Source organism: Mesorhizobium sp. CA4, from assembly GCF_020165075.1.
Lineage (GTDB): Bacteria > Pseudomonadota > Alphaproteobacteria > Rhizobiales > Rhizobiaceae > Mesorhizobium.
This window is the reverse complement of the sequence record NZ_JAIUHK010000017.1, coordinates 81,397-97,159: the sequence shown is the minus strand read 5'-3', so window position 1 is coordinate 97,159 and position 15,763 is coordinate 81,397. Positions and strand designations below refer to the sequence as shown.

Annotated in this window: 18 protein-coding genes; 6 read left to right on the top strand and 12 right to left on the bottom strand. The window is 63.3% G+C overall.

Going from position 1 to position 15,763, the window contains the following annotated elements; genetic code table 11:
- Positions 1–16: 16 nt before the first annotated feature.
- The gene (acpS, locus tag LB528_RS15915; protein WP_192244492.1) at positions 17–430 is read right to left on the bottom strand and encodes a holo-ACP synthase; all 414 of its coding nucleotides are present in this window, start codon (positions 428–430) and stop codon (positions 17–19) included.
- On the bottom strand, positions 427–1,014 hold the full coding sequence (locus tag LB528_RS15910) for a DUF2062 domain-containing protein (protein ID WP_224715469.1): 588 nt from the start codon (positions 1,012–1,014) through the stop codon (positions 427–429). The genes acpS and LB528_RS15910 overlap by 4 nt, the downstream gene beginning before the upstream one ends.
- Before the next feature lie 316 nt (positions 1,015–1,330).
- On the opposite strand from LB528_RS15910, the gene LB528_RS15905 reads away from it, so the two are divergent.
- Complete coding sequence (locus LB528_RS15905) at positions 1,331–1,747, top strand: GNAT family N-acetyltransferase (RefSeq protein ID WP_224715468.1); 417 nt, start codon at positions 1,331–1,333, stop codon at positions 1,745–1,747.
- Here the strand turns inward: LB528_RS15905 and LB528_RS15900 are convergent.
- The 5 genes from LB528_RS15900 to LB528_RS15880 form a co-directional block, all read right to left on the bottom strand.
- Complete coding sequence (locus LB528_RS15900) at positions 1,740–2,123, bottom strand: VOC family protein (RefSeq protein WP_224715467.1); 384 nt, start codon at positions 2,121–2,123, stop codon at positions 1,740–1,742. The two genes, LB528_RS15905 and LB528_RS15900, sit on opposite strands and share 8 nt — an antisense overlap.
- A gap of 75 nt (positions 2,124–2,198) precedes the next feature.
- The gene (gene pyrE / locus LB528_RS15895) at positions 2,199–2,777 is read right to left on the bottom strand and encodes an orotate phosphoribosyltransferase (protein WP_224715466.1); all 579 of its coding nucleotides are present in this window, start codon (positions 2,775–2,777) and stop codon (positions 2,199–2,201) included.
- 22 nt (positions 2,778–2,799) lie between these two features.
- A complete protein-coding gene (locus LB528_RS15890; RefSeq protein ID WP_224715465.1) occupies positions 2,800–5,034 on the bottom strand; it encodes a RelA/SpoT family protein in 2,235 nt (744 codons plus the stop codon).
- A gap of 170 nt (positions 5,035–5,204) precedes the next feature.
- Entirely contained in the window at positions 5,205–5,606 is a 402-nt protein-coding gene (gene rpoZ, locus LB528_RS15885; RefSeq protein WP_224512452.1) for a DNA-directed RNA polymerase subunit omega, read from the bottom strand.
- Positions 5,607–5,618: 12 nt separating this feature from the next.
- Entirely contained in the window at positions 5,619–5,846 is a 228-nt protein-coding gene (locus LB528_RS15880) for a hypothetical protein (protein WP_224512450.1), read from the bottom strand.
- Between the two features lie 62 nt (positions 5,847–5,908).
- On the opposite strand from LB528_RS15880, the gene LB528_RS15875 reads away from it, so the two are divergent.
- Positions 5,909–6,490 carry an NYN domain-containing protein gene (locus LB528_RS15875; protein ID WP_040984251.1) on the top strand — a complete coding sequence of 194 codons (582 nt, stop codon included), beginning with the start codon at positions 5,909–5,911 and terminating at the stop codon, positions 6,488–6,490.
- Positions 6,491–6,502: 12 nt separating this feature from the next.
- Positions 6,503–7,162, top strand: a complete 660-nt coding sequence (locus tag LB528_RS15870) for a uracil-DNA glycosylase (protein WP_224715464.1) — start codon at positions 6,503–6,505, stop codon at positions 7,160–7,162.
- A 28-nt stretch (positions 7,163–7,190) separates the two neighbouring features.
- Here the strand turns inward: LB528_RS15870 and LB528_RS15865 are convergent, their stop codons facing one another.
- Positions 7,191–7,664 (bottom strand): Lrp/AsnC family transcriptional regulator, encoded by a 474-nt coding sequence (locus tag LB528_RS15865; protein WP_224715463.1) that lies wholly within the window; start codon positions 7,662–7,664, stop codon positions 7,191–7,193.
- Positions 7,665–7,809: 145 nt separating this feature from the next.
- Between LB528_RS15865 and LB528_RS15860 the strand changes: the two genes are divergently transcribed.
- On the top strand, positions 7,810–8,730 hold the full coding sequence (locus tag LB528_RS15860; RefSeq protein ID WP_224715462.1) for a DMT family transporter: 921 nt from the start codon (positions 7,810–7,812) through the stop codon (positions 8,728–8,730).
- Positions 8,731–8,770: 40 nt separating this feature from the next.
- Here the strand turns inward: LB528_RS15860 and LB528_RS15855 are convergent, their stop codons facing one another.
- The 3 genes from LB528_RS15855 to dapA all read right to left on the bottom strand — a co-directional run bounded on the left by LB528_RS15855 (position 8,771) and on the right by dapA (position 11,084).
- The gene (locus LB528_RS15855) at positions 8,771–9,481 is read right to left on the bottom strand and encodes a GH25 family lysozyme (RefSeq protein WP_224715461.1); all 711 of its coding nucleotides are present in this window, start codon (positions 9,479–9,481) and stop codon (positions 8,771–8,773) included.
- Positions 9,482–9,571: 90 nt separating this feature from the next.
- Positions 9,572–10,051 (bottom strand): SsrA-binding protein SmpB, encoded by a 480-nt coding sequence (gene smpB, locus LB528_RS15850; protein WP_127877696.1) that lies wholly within the window; start codon positions 10,049–10,051, stop codon positions 9,572–9,574.
- Positions 10,052–10,202: 151 nt separating this feature from the next.
- Positions 10,203–11,084, bottom strand: coding sequence for a 4-hydroxy-tetrahydrodipicolinate synthase (dapA, locus tag LB528_RS15845; protein ID WP_224715460.1), 882 nt, complete (start codon positions 11,082–11,084; stop codon positions 10,203–10,205).
- Between the two features lie 288 nt (positions 11,085–11,372).
- Between dapA and LB528_RS15840 the strand changes: the two genes are divergently transcribed.
- Together LB528_RS15840 and LB528_RS15835 are read left to right on the top strand one after the other, a co-directional pair.
- Positions 11,373–13,406, top strand: a complete 2,034-nt coding sequence (locus LB528_RS15840; protein ID WP_224715459.1) for a lytic transglycosylase domain-containing protein — start codon at positions 11,373–11,375, stop codon at positions 13,404–13,406.
- Positions 13,407–13,498: 92 nt separating this feature from the next.
- Positions 13,499–14,440, top strand: a complete 942-nt coding sequence (locus LB528_RS15835; protein WP_224715458.1) for an alpha/beta fold hydrolase — start codon at positions 13,499–13,501, stop codon at positions 14,438–14,440.
- Positions 14,441–14,473: 33 nt separating this feature from the next.
- On the opposite strand, the gene LB528_RS15830 is transcribed toward LB528_RS15835, so the two are convergent.
- Complete coding sequence (locus LB528_RS15830; protein WP_224715457.1) at positions 14,474–15,550, bottom strand: tyrosine-type recombinase/integrase; 1,077 nt, start codon at positions 15,548–15,550, stop codon at positions 14,474–14,476.
- Between the last annotated feature and the right edge of the window lie 213 nt (positions 15,551–15,763).

Genomic DNA, 15,763 nt, shown 5'->3' with positions numbered 1-15,763 from the left:
TCGTGGTCAGATGGAATCAATGTGGCGCTTGTTCGGCGGGCACTGCCTCGATGATCACAAAGGCTTGAGCAAGCGGGAAATCGTCGGTGATGGTGAGATGGATGAGGGCGCGGTGGCCTTTCGGCAGGATTTTCTCCAGCCTGGCCGCGGCGCCGCCGGTCAGCGCCATAGTCGGCGCGCCGCTCGGCAGGTTGACAACGCCCATGTCGCGCCAGAACACGCCCTCGGCCATGCCGGTGCCCAACGCCTTGGCGCAGGCCTCCTTGGCGGCGAAGCGCTTGGCATAGGAAGCCGCGCGTGCCGCGCGCTTTTCCGACTTGGCCTGCTCGACCTCGGTGTAGATGCGCTGGATAAAGCGCTGGCCGTGCCGCTCCAGCGATTTCTCGATGCGCCTGATGTCGATCAGGTCGCTGCCGATGCCGATGATCATTCTGCCGGAACTTCCCGTCCGCCCTGCCGCGCTTTCTTCTCGGCGCGTTCGGCCATGCGCTTCCTGCGCTGCTCGCGAAACACGGTCATGCCCCAGCGCGTGATGCCATAGAAGAGGAGGCCGAATATCAGGCCAAGCAGCACCGCGCCGATCAGCATCGGCTCCAGAACAGGCGCCCAGAGCTTGTCGAAGGAGAGCTTGTGCATCATTTCGCCCAGATGCTCAGGCGGCCCGTGCCTCGGCAGATGCTGACGCAGGATAAGTTTGCCGGTTTCCCAGGAGGCGCCCCACAGCAGCGGGGAGGTCAGTGGATTGCCGAAAAAAACTGCGCTGAGCGCCGCCGCGACCAGATTGCCGGCGATCACCCAGCAAAGCACCGCGGCAACCACGAAATGGACGCCAAGCGGGAAGAAGGAGGCAAAAACACCCGCGGCGACGCCGGCGGCGACTGAATGGGGCGTCGCCTTCAGCCGCAGGATGCGTTTGGAGAAATACTGCACGGAGCGCGAGAACGAGCGGCGCGGCCATAGATAAGTACGCACCCGCTCCAGGAGGCCATCAGGCTCTCGGCGTCGAAAAAGCACTCTGTTCCAGTTCCCGGTCCAACATGCGCTGCCCCTGCCACCACCGGGTCGCGCCAAACATATCTTGCGCTTCGATGGCGCAGAAAGGCAACAAGCTTTGATATAGCGACGACTGGGCCGCGCAACAATGAACGCCGCCGCGATGGTCTGCCGCCGCAGGCTGAAATAAGAGCGTCATTCTGGCGAAACTGAGGAAGACAACCGGGAGGCGGAGCCAAATGATCATCATTCGACCGGCGATGGCCGCCGACGCGGAGGCATTGCGGGCTATCGAACAGTCCGCCGGGCTGGCGTTCCGCGCCATCGCGGAACTGGCGTGGCTCGCCGACGGCGACAATGTCAGCATCGAGCGACACCGCGCGCTCTCGCCGCGGGCGCATGCTGGGTTGCCGCAGACGAGAAGGACCGGCCGGTCGGCTTCCTGAGCGCCGGGATCGAGGGCGATGCGCTGCACATCTGGGAGTTGGACGTGCGCCTCGACCGGCAGGGCCAAGGCATCGGCCGCTCCCTGCTCGAACGGGCGGTCGCGGACGCCAGGCGGCGCGGCCTGGCCGCGGTGACGCTCACCACGTTTCGCGCCGTCACCTGGAATGCGCCCTTCTACCGCAAGTTCGGATTTCGCATTCTGGAAGATGCCGAGATCGACGGACGGCTGGCCAGCCTGCTCGGCGATGAGGCCGAGCACGGCATAGCTTTGGATCAGCGCTGCGCCATGCGGCTCGATCTCAGGTGAACGGATACTCGCTGACCTCGACCAGATTGCCGTCCGGATCGCGGAAATAGACTGACATCATCGTGCCGCGCGCGCCGGTGCGCTCGACGGGGCCGACCTCGACCGTCACGCCATTGGCTTCGAGGCTTGCCTGGACTTCGGCAAGCGGCACTGCAGCCACGAGGCAGAAATCGCCGGAGCCCGGCGTTGGCGCCTTCGCCTTCGGCTCGAAGGTGCGGCCGATTTCGTGCAAGTTGATCTTCTGCGAGCCGAACAGAAGCGCGGTCGGCCGGTTCGGTTCATCGAGCCGCCGCATGCCGAGCACGCGCTGATAGAAGGCGCAGGTCGCTTCGAGCGAGCGGACCGTCAGCAGGAAATGGTCGATACCGGCGATCATGAAAACCCCGGCACGGGCGGCTGGCGGAGAGATTGAAGCGGCACGGCCAAGTGCTTGTTTTCATACATTGCGGGGTCAGATGTTGCGGCTTCCGGGCTTAACGGCTGGAATGGCGGCAAGTTCCGGCGGCAGGCGGTCGGCGGGATAGGCCGGCACCTCATATTCGGCAAGCGCGATCAGCGGCACGCCGACATCGGTCTTGCCGGCCGAGCGGTCGATGATGCAGGCGGCCGCCACGACTTCGGCGCCGAGCCCGCGCAGGCAATCGATGGTCTCGCGAATCGACAGGCCCGTGGTGACGATGTCCTCGACGATGACGACGCGCGCGCCCTGGGCGATCTCGAAGCGGCGCAGCCTGAATTCGCCCCCTTCCCGCTCGACCCAGATCGCCGGGGCACCCAGATGACGCGAGGTTTCATAGGCCGGGATCAGGCCGCCGATGGCCGGGCCGACGACATAATCGATCCCGCCCGGCACCGCCTTGCGTATCTTCTCGGCCAGCGCCTTGCACAGGCGCTCGGTCTTGTCGGCATGCATGAACACGCGGGCCTTCTGCAAGAAGACCGGACTGCGCAGGCCGGACGTCAAGATGAAATGACCCTCGAGAACGGCGCCGGCCTCGCGGAAAATGCCCAGCACTTCGTCGGTGTTCATTTTCGTCCCCTTCAATCCGCATTTAGCCGTTGACGCGCCGCGCATCGCTGACGCTCGAATTGTCCTTCAGCTGCGACAGCAGCCGGTTGAGATGTTTCAGGTCCCAGACCTCGAGATCGATCAGCATCTCGGTGAAATCGGGTGCGGTGCGTATCATCGACAGCGTGTGGATGTTGGCGTCGTTGGACGCCACCACCTGGGCGATGTCGGCCAATGAACCCGGCGCGTTGATGGCGGTGACCGAGATACGCGCCGGGAAACGCTCCTTGGTGCGCTCGTCGATGTCCCAGCGCACATCGATCCAGCGCTCGGGCTGGTCGTCGAAGGCCTGGAGCGCCGGCGACTGGATCGGGTAGATGGTGATGCCGGTTCCCGGCTGGATGATGCCGACGATGCGGTCGCCGGGCACGGCGCCTTCCGGCGCGAAGCGCACCGGCAGATCGCCGCGCACGCCGCGGATCGGGACCGCGCCGTCGCGTTGCTGGTTCTTGCTGTCCTTGCGCGCGGAGCGGGTGCCGGGCATCTGGAACAGCATGCCGGCGGCGTTGCGGATCTTCGACCAGCCTTCTTCGCGCTGCTTGGGCGGCGCGACGGTGACGCGCTCGTCCTTATAGTCGGGGAAGACTGCTTTCATTACGTCGGTCGAGCTCAGTTCGCCGCGGCCGACGGAAGCCAGCACGTCCTCGATATCCTTGCGCGCCAGCCGGTGCAGCACCGGTTTCAGGCTCTCCTTGGTAAAAGTCTTGCCGGCGCGCTCGAAGGCGCGCTCCAGGATGCGGGCGCCGAGGCCGGAATATTGCTTGCGGATCGCGTTCTTGGTGGCGCGGCGGATGGCGGCGCGCGCCTTGCCGGTGACCACGACCGATTCCCAGGCGGCGGGGGGCACCTGCGCCTTGGAGCGGATGATCTCGACCTCGTCGCCATTCTTCAATTCCGTCATCAGCGGCATGATGCGGCCATTGACCTTGGCGCCGACGCAGGTGTCGCCGACATCGGTATGGACGGCATAGGCGAAGTCGATCGGGGTCGCGCCGCGCGGCAGCGCGATCAGCATGCCCTTGGGCGTGAAGCAGAACACCTGGTCCTGGAACAGCTCCAGCTTGGTGTTCTCGAGGAAATCCTCCGGATTGTCGCCTTCGGCCAGTTGCTCGATGGTGCGCCGCAGCCAGGCATAGGCGTTGGTCTCCCTGGAGATCGCATGACCCGTGCCGTTCATCTTGCCGCCGGTATCCTTGTAGATCGAATGCGCGGCGACGCCATATTCGGCTATCTTGTTCATCTCCTTGGTGCGGATCTGCAATTCGACGCGCTGGCGCGACGGGCCGACGATGGTGGTGTGAATCGAGCGATAGTCGTTCTGCTTCGGCGTCGAGATGTAGTCCTTGAAGCGGCCAGGCACCATCGACCAGGTGGTGTGGATGGCGCCAAGCGCGCGGTAGCAGTCGTCGACCTTATCGACCACGACACGGAAGCCGAAAATGTCGGAGAGCTGCTCGAAGGAAAGCGCCTTGGCCTCCATCTTGCGGAACACCGACCACGGCTTCTTCTGCCGGCTCTTCACGCTCGCCTTGATGGCGTGTTTCTCGAACAGGCCCGACAGCGCCGTCTCGATCTCCTGCAGGACGCCCTTGTTGCGCTCGAAAATCTCGGCAAGCCTTGCGGTGACGGCGCGGTAGGCCTCCGGATTAATGTAGCGGAAGGCGATTTCCTCCAGCTCCTCGCGCATGCCTTGCATGCCCATGCGCCCAGCCAGCGGCGCATAGATTTCCATCGTCTCCTCGGCGATGCGCAGGCGCTTGGACTCGGGCATATGGTCGAGCGTGCGCATGTTGTGCAGGCGGTCGGCGAGCTTGACCAGAAGAACGCGAATGTCCTCGGAGATCGCGAGCAGAAGCTTGCGCAGGTTCTCCGCCTGCTCGGCCTTCTTGGAGACCAGATCGAGCTTCTTCAGCTTGGTGAGACCCTCGACCAGCTTGCCCATTTCGGGGCCAAAGAGCTCGTCGATCTCGGCGCGGGTCGCGGTCGTATCCTCGATCGTGTCGTGCAGCAGGGCAACGGCGATGGTTGCCTCGTCCATGTGCATGTCGGTGAGGATGGCGGCGACTTCGAGCGGATGCGAGAAATAAGGATCGCCCGAGGCGCGTTTCTGGTGGCCATGCTTCTGCATGGCATAGACGTAAGCCTTATTGAGCAGCGCCTCGTTGACGTCAGGCTTGTAGCGCTGGACGCGCTCGACAAGCTCATACTGACGCATCATGGCGGGATCTCGCGGTGCTGAAATGATTGATGCGTCGCACTGGCGTGCGACGCATCCCATAGATAGCCACGAAACTTACGAGACGGAAGTGCCGGATGCTTGATCCAGGCGAACTCGGAAGCTTTTCAGAATCCGCTCAACAACCAGCTGAGCAGAATTGTCATAAGCCCTTAGTAGTCGTCGCTCTTTTCCGGCGGCACCAGACCTTCGATGCCGGCGAGCAGGTCTTCCTCGCTCATGCGGTCGAAGGCGATGTTTTCCTCAGCCTCGTCGGTGTCGGCTGCGACAGCGGTCGCGCCGGTCTGGTCGGTGATCGCCTCACCCTCGGCCTCCGGCTCGTCGACCTCGACATGCTTCTGCAGCGAGTGGATCAGGTCTTCCTTGAGGTCGTCGGGCGACAGCGTCTCCTCGGCGATCTCGCGCAGCGCAATGACCGGGTTCTTGTCGTTGTCGCGCGGAACGGTGATCTGCGCGCCCTGGCTGATCTGGCGGGCGCGATGGCCGGCGAGCAGCACGAGTTCAAAACGGTTGTCGACCTTGTCGATGCAATCTTCAACGGTTACGCGGGCCATGGACTGCCCCTTTCATGCGATGGATTTGGTGGAAAGCTGGCGCGCTCCATAACGCGGGCGCGGGCGAAATACAAGCTTTATGGCGCCGGCGCCAACTTTGCGGTCCCTTGCCGGCTCATCATCGGAGCGCGCCATGATGGCGCCTACATAGTCGCGATCACAATTGCTTGCAATGCGGGCCGTGCCCTTGGATATCCACAAATTGCGCGTTATCTCGGATGTGACGGCACCGAGGTCCATTTGCCGGACCTATTCGTCAAACGCTTTTAGACGACAGAAATTTTCGAAAGGGATGTTTTTCAATGTTCGATCCCCGTGAAAAGATCGCTCTTTTCATCGACGGTGCCAATCTCTACGCCACGTCCCGCGCGCTGGGCTTCGACATCGATTACCGCAAGCTCCTGTCGAGCTTCCAGAAGCGCGGCTACCTGCTGCGCGCTTACTACTACACCGCGCTGGTCGAGGATCAGGAATATTCCTCTATCCGGCCGCTGATCGACTGGCTCGACTATAACGGCTTCAAGGTGGTGACGAAGCCCGCCAAGGAATTCACCGACTCGACCGGCCGCCGCAAGATCAAGGGCAATATGGACATCGAGCTGACCGTCGATGCGCTGGAGCTTGCCGATGTCGTCGACCATTATGTCATCTTCTCCGGCGACGGCGACTTCCGCACGCTGGTCGAGGCGCTGCAGCGGCGCGGCCGCAAGGTATCGATCATCTCGACCATGGCCTCGCAGCCGCCGATGATCTCCGACGACCTGCGCCGCCAGGCCGACCATTTCATCGACCTGATGACGCTGAAGAGCGAAGTCGGCCGCGATCCGTCCGAGCGGCCGGTGCGCCGGCCGGAACCCGCCGAAGTCGACGAGGACGATTATTGACGGACTGCGGCCTTGAGCGCCGCGCCCTCCCCCGAACCCGACCGTGACTGCCCGCTTTGCCCGCGGCTGCATGATTTCATCGCCGCCTGGCGCGAGCGTGAGCCGGGCTGGTTCAACGCGCCGGTGCCGACCTTCCTGCCGCCGGAAGGCGAGAATTCGGTCAAACTCCTGATCGTAGGGCTGGCGCCCGGCCTGCGCGGCGCCAACCGCACGGGACGCCCCTTCACCGGCGACTATGCCGGCGACCTGCTCTACGGCACGATGATCACGCACGGCCTGGCGCGCGGCGAGTTCAAGGCAAGGCCGGATGACGGGCTCGAGCTTGTCGGCACGGCCATCACCAATGCGGTGCGCTGCGTGCCGCCGGAGAACAAGCCGGTGGGCGCCGAGATCGCCACCTGCCGGACTTTTTTGAAATCCACGATCGCGCGCTTCCCCAACCTTCGCGCCATCCTGACGCTGGGTTCGATCGCGCATCAGTCGACGGCGCGGGCGTTGGGTGAGCGCGTCGCAGCCTTTCCGTTCCAACATGGCGGGCGGCAGGAAGCCGGCAGCGGCATCGCGCTGTTTTCCAGCTATCACTGCTCGCGCTACAACACCAATACGGGTGTGCTGACGGAGGAGATGTTCGTCAGCGTGTTCAAGGAGATCGCGGCGTTCCTGAAGACCTAGATTCAGAGTGCCCCGGTGGGCCCGGCGATTATACCGGCAGCAGTGCATGCGGCTTCACGTCGCCGATCGAGGCATAGGTGTGCGTCTCCTTCACTCCCGGCAGCACGAGAATGACCCGCGTCAGAAAATCCTGATAGGCGGCCATTTCCGAAATTCGCGCCTTGACCAGATAGTCGAAGCCACCGACGACCATGTGGCACTCGAGAACCTCGGGCGCCTTGGTCACCGCTTCGGCGAAGCGTTCGAAAATATGAGGCGCGGTGTGATCGAGGCGAACCTCGATGAAGACGAGCGTGCCGCGCCCGATCTTGGCGGGATCCAGCACGGCCCTGACTGCGGTGATATAGCCTTCCCGAAACAGCCGCTTCACCCGCATGCTGGTGCCGGTCGGCGACAGGCCGACACGCGCCGCCAGATCAAGCGTTGTGCGGCGCCCATCCTCCTGCAAAAGCCGAAGAAGACTGCGGTCGACCTCGTCGAGATCGCTTGCTTCTGGATTCACGTTAGAATGGCCTTTTTGATGTGAATTCCGCTACCATTTTCCAAAAAGAGGGTATTTCAACGCAGAAGCCCAGACAATAGCCTGCGCTTTCGCCGCAGCGGTGGAGACCGTCTCCACCGCTGGCGACATTAGGGGGCGGCAGGTCGTGGCAGACGCAGGAAAAGCGAGACTGGCGATTATCGCCGGCCTCATCATGATCGGCATCTACGCCATCCAATTCGTCGCCGCCCGCTTCAGCCTCCGGGAGCACCTGACGGCGACGGATCTGGCCGCCTTGCGCATTGGCGGCGCGGGCGTGATCTTTCTGCCGATCGTCTGGCGCAGCGGCTTTGCGAGCATGAGGGCGCTTGGTTGGCGACGAGCTCTGGCATTGGCGGCGCTGGCCGGGTTGCCTTATCCGCTGATCATCAATTGGGGCCTGACCTATGCCCCTGCCGCCCATGCGGCGGCGCTTTGTCCAGCGTCGATCGTCTTCTTTTCGTTCCTGCTGTCACGCATCGTCTTCAACGAGAGCGCTCCGCAGCAACGGACCATCGGTGTCGTCGCGATCATCGCCGGCCTGGTGCTGTTCATTGCGCCGGGGCGTGGCGGCACCGGCGGCGTCCTCTTCGGCGATATGCTTTTCATCGGATCGGGGCTGATGTTCTCGACCTATGCCGTTCTTGTCCGGCGGTGGCGTGCCGATCCGGTCACGGCGACGGCTGCGGTGGTGCTTCTGTCGTGCTTGCCGTTGCCGGTTCTCTATTTCGTCGCACCAAGCCATATCCATGCCGCAGCCGCCACGGAGATCATCAGTCAGATCGTGATCCAGGGGATTCTGGCCGGCGCGGCAGCCATGTTCCTCTATACCTATGTCGTCGGGCAGTTGGGGCCGCAGATGGCGTCGCTGTTCCTGCCGGGCGTTCCGATTGCCACGGTATTTATCGGCATGGCCATACTCGGCGAAACGCCACTGGCGATCCAGTTCGCGGCCATCGCGATCATGGCGGTCGGGATGGGCCTGTCAGCGGTCGGAGGACGTATTGCAGGCAAACGTTCGAGCGCGCCTGCGCCCAGCGGATCCTGAGCCCGTCAGCGATGCGGCAGCCATTCGGCGGCCGGGCAATTCAAGGCGTCGGTGCAAACAACTCAGCCAGCATCTCGCGACCGCCCTTCAGGACGTTGAGATCGACATCGCCTTTGATGCCGTCGACGCGGCCCATATTGTGATACTGCCAGTAGATCCAGTCGTTCTCGCGCGGCTTTATCGCCAGCGAACGCAGCCAGCGCTGACGGGTCATGATGCTGCCGGAATAGGCGTCGGCCGCTTCATCGGTCAGATAGAAGATCGCCTGCTTGCCGAACGCCGCCTCGACCGGGCCGAGGAAAGCGGCAAGCTCGGCGTTCAACTGCTCGGGCGACGGCCGTTGCGGGCAGTTGCCGCCGAACTCGATGTCGACCACCGGCGGCAAAAGCGGCGCGTCGCGCGGCACCACCGCAATGAAGTTCCGCGCCTGATCGGCGCCTGGGCGGCAGAAGGTGAAGAAGTGATAGGCGCCGACCGCCAGGCCGGCCGCGCGCGCCTCTCGCAGATTGGCCGCAAACAGGGTGTCGACATGGGTGCCGCCTTCGGTCGCCTTGATGATGGCGAAGGCGACATCGTCGGCCGCGACGCGGGGCCAGTCGATCTTTCCCTGATGATGGGAAACGTCGATGCCCCGGATCGGGAACTCGGTGCGGTCCGGCGAAAAGCCACGGAACCAGAAGAACGCACCCGCCGCTACGGCACAGGCAACGACCAAGCCCCCAAGGCCCCACAACACAATCCGCTTGCCCAAGACATCCCCCGTCGGAAGGCGCGTACGCGCCGGACCAGAGAACCGGCCGGCGGCTTTTTTCGGGCGACCGGGTGCGGCCGGCCCGGGAGCTTAGCCGCGCTCCTTCAGCAACCGGCCCTTCTCCCGCGACCAGTCGCGCTGCTTTTCGGTCTCGCGCTTGTCGTGCAGTTTCTTGCCGCGGGCAACCGCGAGCAGCAGCTTGGCGCGGCCGCGATCGTTGAAATAGATTTTCAGCGGCACCAGCGTCATGCCCTCGCGCTCGACGCTTTGCGAGAGTTTCGCCATCTCGCGCTTGGACACCAGCAATTTGCGGCGGCGGCGCGGTTCGTGGTTGAAGCGGTTGGCCTGCAGATATTCCGGAAGATAGGAATTGATCAGCCAGATTTCGCCGCCCTCGGCCGAAGCGTAGCTTTCCTGGATGTTGGCCTGGCCCTGGCGCAGCGACTTGACCTCGGTGCCGGTCAGCACCAAGCCCGTCTCGATCGTGTCGAGCACCTCATAGGAAAAGCGCGCCTTGCGGTTTTCGGCGACCGTCCTGTTGTTGGGGTCGGCTTTCTTGACTTGATTCATGACGTCCAGAGTCCGTTTCGAAACTCGCTCCTGCGAGTCAGGTGAAGGTGTCACCGAGAACCGGAGCGGAGCGTACATATAGTACGCGAGTACCGGAAGCGCAGGTGGCGCCTTCAGATGGCCGCAGGAGTAGAGTTTCCAGACGGTCTCGCTAATTAATCAAGCCGGCATGCTTAAGCGCCGCGTCGAGCTTCTCGGCGGTAGAAGCTTCGACCGTCACCAGTGGCGAGCGGACCACGTTCTCGACCTTGCCCAGCTTCGACAGCGCGTATTTGGCGCCGGATACGCCGGGTTCGATGAAGATCGCCTTGTGCAGCGGCAAGAGCCGGTCCTGCAGCTCGAGCGCCCTGGCGCTGTCGCCGGAGAGCGTCGCTTCCTGGAATTCGGCGCAGAGCCGCGGCGCGACGTTGGACGTCACCGAGATGCAGCCGACGCCGCCATGAGCGTTGAAACCGAGCGCGGAAGCATCCTCGCCGGAGAGCTGGATGAAATCCTTGCCGCAGGTCATGCGCTGCTCGGAGACACGCTCGACCTTGCCGGTGGCATCCTTGACGCCGGCAATGTTCTTGAAATCGTGGCGCAGCCTGCCCATCGTCTCCGGCGTCATGTCGATCACCGAGCGCGGCGGAATGTTGTAGATGATGATCGGCAGCTTGGTCGCGCGGGCAACGGCCGCGAAATGCTCATAAAGGCCGCGCTGCGTCGGCTTGTTGTAATAAGGCGTGACCACAAGGGCGGCATCGGCGCCGGCCTGTTCGGCATACTTCACCAGGCCGACAGCTTCTTCGGTGTTGTTGGAGCCCGCGCCGGCCACGACCGGAACCCTGCCCTTGGCCACCTCGATAGCGACCTTCACGACATGGCGGTGCTCCTCATGCGAGAGCGTCGGCGACTCGCCGGTGGTGCCGACGGGAACGAGGCCCTTGGTGCCCTCGGCGATCTGCCATTCGACGAAAGCGCGAAAGGCTTTCTCGTCGAAGCGCCCGCTCTTTTCGAACGGTGTCACGAGCGCGGTGAGCGAGCCTCTCAGCATATCGTCCAAACTCCTTGGAACTTTGTTCGTTTATGCATGTCGTTACCCAAAACCGGTTCCCGCTTTGGGCGACACGCGTCGGCATCTTATTTGCGCGCCTTCTAACCGAAAGCGAAGCCGCGCACCATAGTCTCGACATGGTTCAGCGGCAAGCATCGGCGTAGTGCCAGCAAGCGCCATTCGAACGGCCTCGATAACCTTTTGTTTACGAGCCCTTCACGACCTAGGTTTAGGCTTCGCGTCGGGTCTCAAGTGCCCGCGCCTGCTGACGATGTGCTAGGATCGTAAATGCCGATGAGGCGGCCACATCTTTTCGCGCTTTTGGGAGCGATCGTCGCGCTGATGCCAGGCATGGCAATCGGCGGCAGCGTCGACGCGCGCATGACAGCCTCGATCCCGGGTCCCGATGCACCGCAGGCGCTCGGCCCCACAGCGCCGTCTACCGACATAGCACACCTCAAGAGCGGCCTCGACGCGCTTGCCGCCAACAACATTGCCGGCGCGCGCAATGCCCGCGACACGCTGCCCGCCACTTCGCTCGACAGGCATATCCTCGCCTGGGCGATCGCGCTCTATGGAGGCGACCAGGTGCCGAGCGGCGAGATTGCCGATGCCGCCAAGATGCTTCCCGGGTGGCCGGGCACGATCGCGCTGCGCAAGAACAGCGAGCGTGCGCTCTATCGCGAAAACCCGCCGCCGCAAGTGGTGGTTCAGGCCTTCGGCCGCAGCCAGCCGCTGACGCCCGAGGGCGTCATCATCCTTGCCCGCTCGCAGGTGGCGCTTGGCAACCAGGCCGCCGCCCGCGCGGTGCTGGTGCCGTTCTGGCGCAGCGAAAAGCTGGAAGCCAAAGATGAGAATGCCATCATCAAGGAGTTCGGTACGCTGATTCCGGCGGCCGACCATCGCTACCGCATGGAGCGCATGTTCTACGCCGACCGGCCCTCCTCGGCGCTGCGGGTCGCCGGCCTCGCCGGCGCGCAGCCGCTGGCGGATGCGTGGGCGGCCGCCGACAAGGGCGACAAGAACGCCGCCAAGCTGTTGAAGGCGGTGCCCGCGGCGCAGCGCTCGGCAGGCTATTTCTTCGCCGAGGCCGAATATCTGCGCAAGCAGCAGAAATTCGCCGACGCCGCTGCTGTCGTGATGAAGGCGCCGACCGATCGCGAAGCGCTGGTCGACCCCGATGCATGGTGGGTCGAGCGCCGCGTGCTGTCGCGCGAGCTGGTCGACCAGGGCGACATGAAGACCGCCTACAAAATCGTCTCCATGCATGCGGCCGAAAGCCCGGCAAATGCCGCCGAGGCCGAATTCCACGCCGGCTGGTATGCGCTGCGCGGCCTCAACGATCCGGCGACCGCCGCCACCCACTTCAAGCGCATCACCGAGCTCGCCCAGGGACCGGTGTCGCTGTCGCGCGCCTATTACTGGCTCGGCCGCGCGGCGGAAGTCGGCGGTCCAGGCAGCGCCAAGGACTATTTCACGCGCGCGGCCAGCTACGGCACGACCTTCTACGGCCAGCTCGCGGGCGAGCGCGTGGGCTTGAGGACCCTCAACATCGTCTATCCGAAACCGAGCGCCGCCGACCGCCAGAGCTTTGACGGCCGCGAGGCGGTGAGCGCGATCAAGCGGCTGCAGGAGGCTGGCTACGACCGCTACGCTGAAACGCTCTACCGCGACCTTGCCGGGCAGTTGACCAGTCCGGGCGAACTGGCGCTGCTTGCGGTGCTGGCCGAAAAGCAGGGCAACCATTTCATGGCGCTGAAGGTCGGCAAGATCGCCGCCCAGCGCGGCATCGATGTCGGCGCGCTGTCGCATCCGCTGGGTGTCATTCCCGATTCGGCCAATATTTCGGGGTCCGGCAAGGCGCTTGCCTATGCCATCGCCCGCCAGGAGAGCGAGTTCAACGTCGGCGCCGTCTCCAGCGCCGGCGCGCGCGGCCTTCTGCAGCTGATGCCGGGCACCGCCAAGCAGCTGGCGAAGAAGGCCGGCATGAGTTTCTCGCAGGCGCGGCTGACGAGCGATGCCGGCTACAACGCGACGCTGGGCTCAGCCTTTCTCGGCGAGCAGCTCGACCGCTTCGCCGGCTCCTATGTGCTGACCTTCGCCGGCTACAATGCAGGCCCCAACCGCGCCGCACAGTGGATGGCGAAATACGGCGACCCGCGCGGCAAGGACGTGGACGCCGTCGTCGACTGGATCGAGCGGATTCCTTACACCGAAACAAGAAGTTACGTGCAACGCGTGATGGAAAATTACGAGGTCTACAAGATGCGTATTTCGGGGAAATACGACATCGTGGGGGATCTTGTGAACGGACGGAGCTGAGCGCTTTTCCCCTTGTGGGAGAACGGAGAGTGTTTGACGACCCCTGCCTTCGCCTGTAGCTGTCGATGACCCCAGTGAGGAGCGGCATTGCGATGGCGAGCGGCGAAGGTTTCTCCGACTTCTTTTACACTGCCCCCGATGGTTTAAGACTCCATGCCCGGATCTATGGCGAAGCGAATGCCGGCAGTTGGCCGGTCGTCTGCCTGCCCGGCCTCACCCGCAACGCCCGCGACTTCCATGAGCTGGCGCTCTATCTTTCCAATCGGGCCAAGAACCCGCGGAAAGTCGTCGCCTTCGACTACCGAGGCCGCGGGCAATCCGACCACGATCCCGATATCGGCCATTATAATGTTGGGGTCGAAGCTGGCGACGTGCTTGCCGGACTGTCGGCGCTCGGCATCGAGCAGGCCGCCTTCATCGGCACCTCGCGCGGCGGGTTGATCATCCATGTGCTCGGGGCATTGAAGCCGGCCATCCTGAAGGCCATCGTGCTGAACGACATCGGCCCGGTGATCGGGGTCGAGGGCCTCGCCCATATCCGCTCCTATCTCGACCGCGCGCCGAAACCGAAGACATTCGCCGAAGCGGTGGATGCTCAGCGGCGCGTGCATGGCGCCGATTTCCCGGCGCTCACCGATGTCGACTGGGCGCGGATGGTCCGGGCAATCTGCCGTGAGACGGAGGCCGGCTGGGTGCCGGATTTCGATCCGGCCCTGGTCGACACGCTGGCCGGCATCGATTTCGGCAAGCCGCTGCCGGATCTGTGGCCGCAATTTGACGCGCTCGCCGCGACTCCGCTGCTTGCCATTCGCGGCGCGAACTCGAAACTGCTATCCACGGCGACGCTTCAAGAGATGCAGGAGCGGCATCCCGGCATGGAATCGATCACCGTCGAAGGCCAGGGCCACGCGCCCTTCCTCGAAACCGGCGATTTGCCGGAAAGGATCGCGCATTTCTCGATCGAGAAGAAAATCGAGCCACACAAAAGTGAAGCCCGAGCTTACATCGGCCCGGGCTTTTCTCCTGAAGTATAGAATTTCTCCGCCAGCCGGGCCGATCCGACCGGCCTATTCGCCTTTCGAGCGCTTGCGGGGCGCCTTGGCCGGTTCCGACCCTTTCGCTTTCCGAGACGCTGGGGCGGAGGTCGGCGTGGTGAGGGGCGAAGCGAACATAGAGTTCTCCGCCGACCGCGGCGACGACTCCTGACTGCGCGGTTTCTCGAGAACGGTGACGCAGCCGTCGAGATCGTTGGTGGCCAGGTGCGCATAACGCATGGTCATCGACAAGGTCTGGTGGCCCAGCCACATCTGGACGCGCCTTATGTCGATACCGCCCTGGACGAGACGGGAAGCGCAAGTGTGACGCAGGATATGCGGCACCACCTGCTCGTCGGCGCCGAGGCCGACTTCCGTCTTCGCTTCGTTCCAGATCGCGCGGTACTGCGCCTGGGTGAGCTTGGTGAAGGGACCTTTCGGCCGGCGTCCTTCCGTGTTCGGCGGCAGCTTGATCACTTCCTTGACCCGTTCGGTCATCGGAATGGTGCGGCTGCGGCCGGACTTGGTGATCCAGAAGGAGACCCGGTGTTCCTGAATGTCGTTCCAGATCAGGCCGAGCGCCTCGCCGAGACGGCAGCCGGTGTCGACCAGGAAGACGGAAAGCCGGTAGGCATCCTCGCTGCGGCTCCTGATCGCCGCGAACAGCCTCGCTTCTTCGTCCCTCTCGAGGAAACGAATCCGTCCCGCCCGCTCCTTCTGGCGGCGGAACTCTGGCAGGCTGTGGATATCTCCCATCTTATGCGCCTTACGCAGCAATTTGCTGAGTGCAGCCATCTTGCGATTGATGGTTGCGTTGCTGTTGCCGCGCTGGCGCAATGTGCCGATAAGATTGTCCAGGGTATTCTGGTCAAAGGTGCTGAAACGATCTCCAAGAAGAATCTCGTCTATTTCACCGATGAAAGAGCTGACATTGTATTTATGCCGCCCGTCATCCCAGAGTATATCTCGATAAGCTGCAAAAAGCTCCCCGACCTTATACGACTTTACTTCTCTGAACTTGTTGTACGTGTATCGAAAGTTCGAGTTCTGAGAAGAAAAGACCGCAAAGTGAGCAGAGGACCCCCCCTCTTGAATCGCTTCGTTCGTCATTTTTTGACCACACCCCCGAGTGGATAGGCACAGCTACCCGCTTGGAAGCGTCCTTTCAAGAGTTTTTGTCCGACAAAATGATTTCAACCGCCAGACGGCGGATCCCGACGAAACCATTTCACAGACTTCAGCTACCAGTACCCCCTTCTCGTCTTTCGTTTGCCCTCACCCAGTCACGAAAACAAATCCAGCCCGGGCAAGAAAACGCCCGGG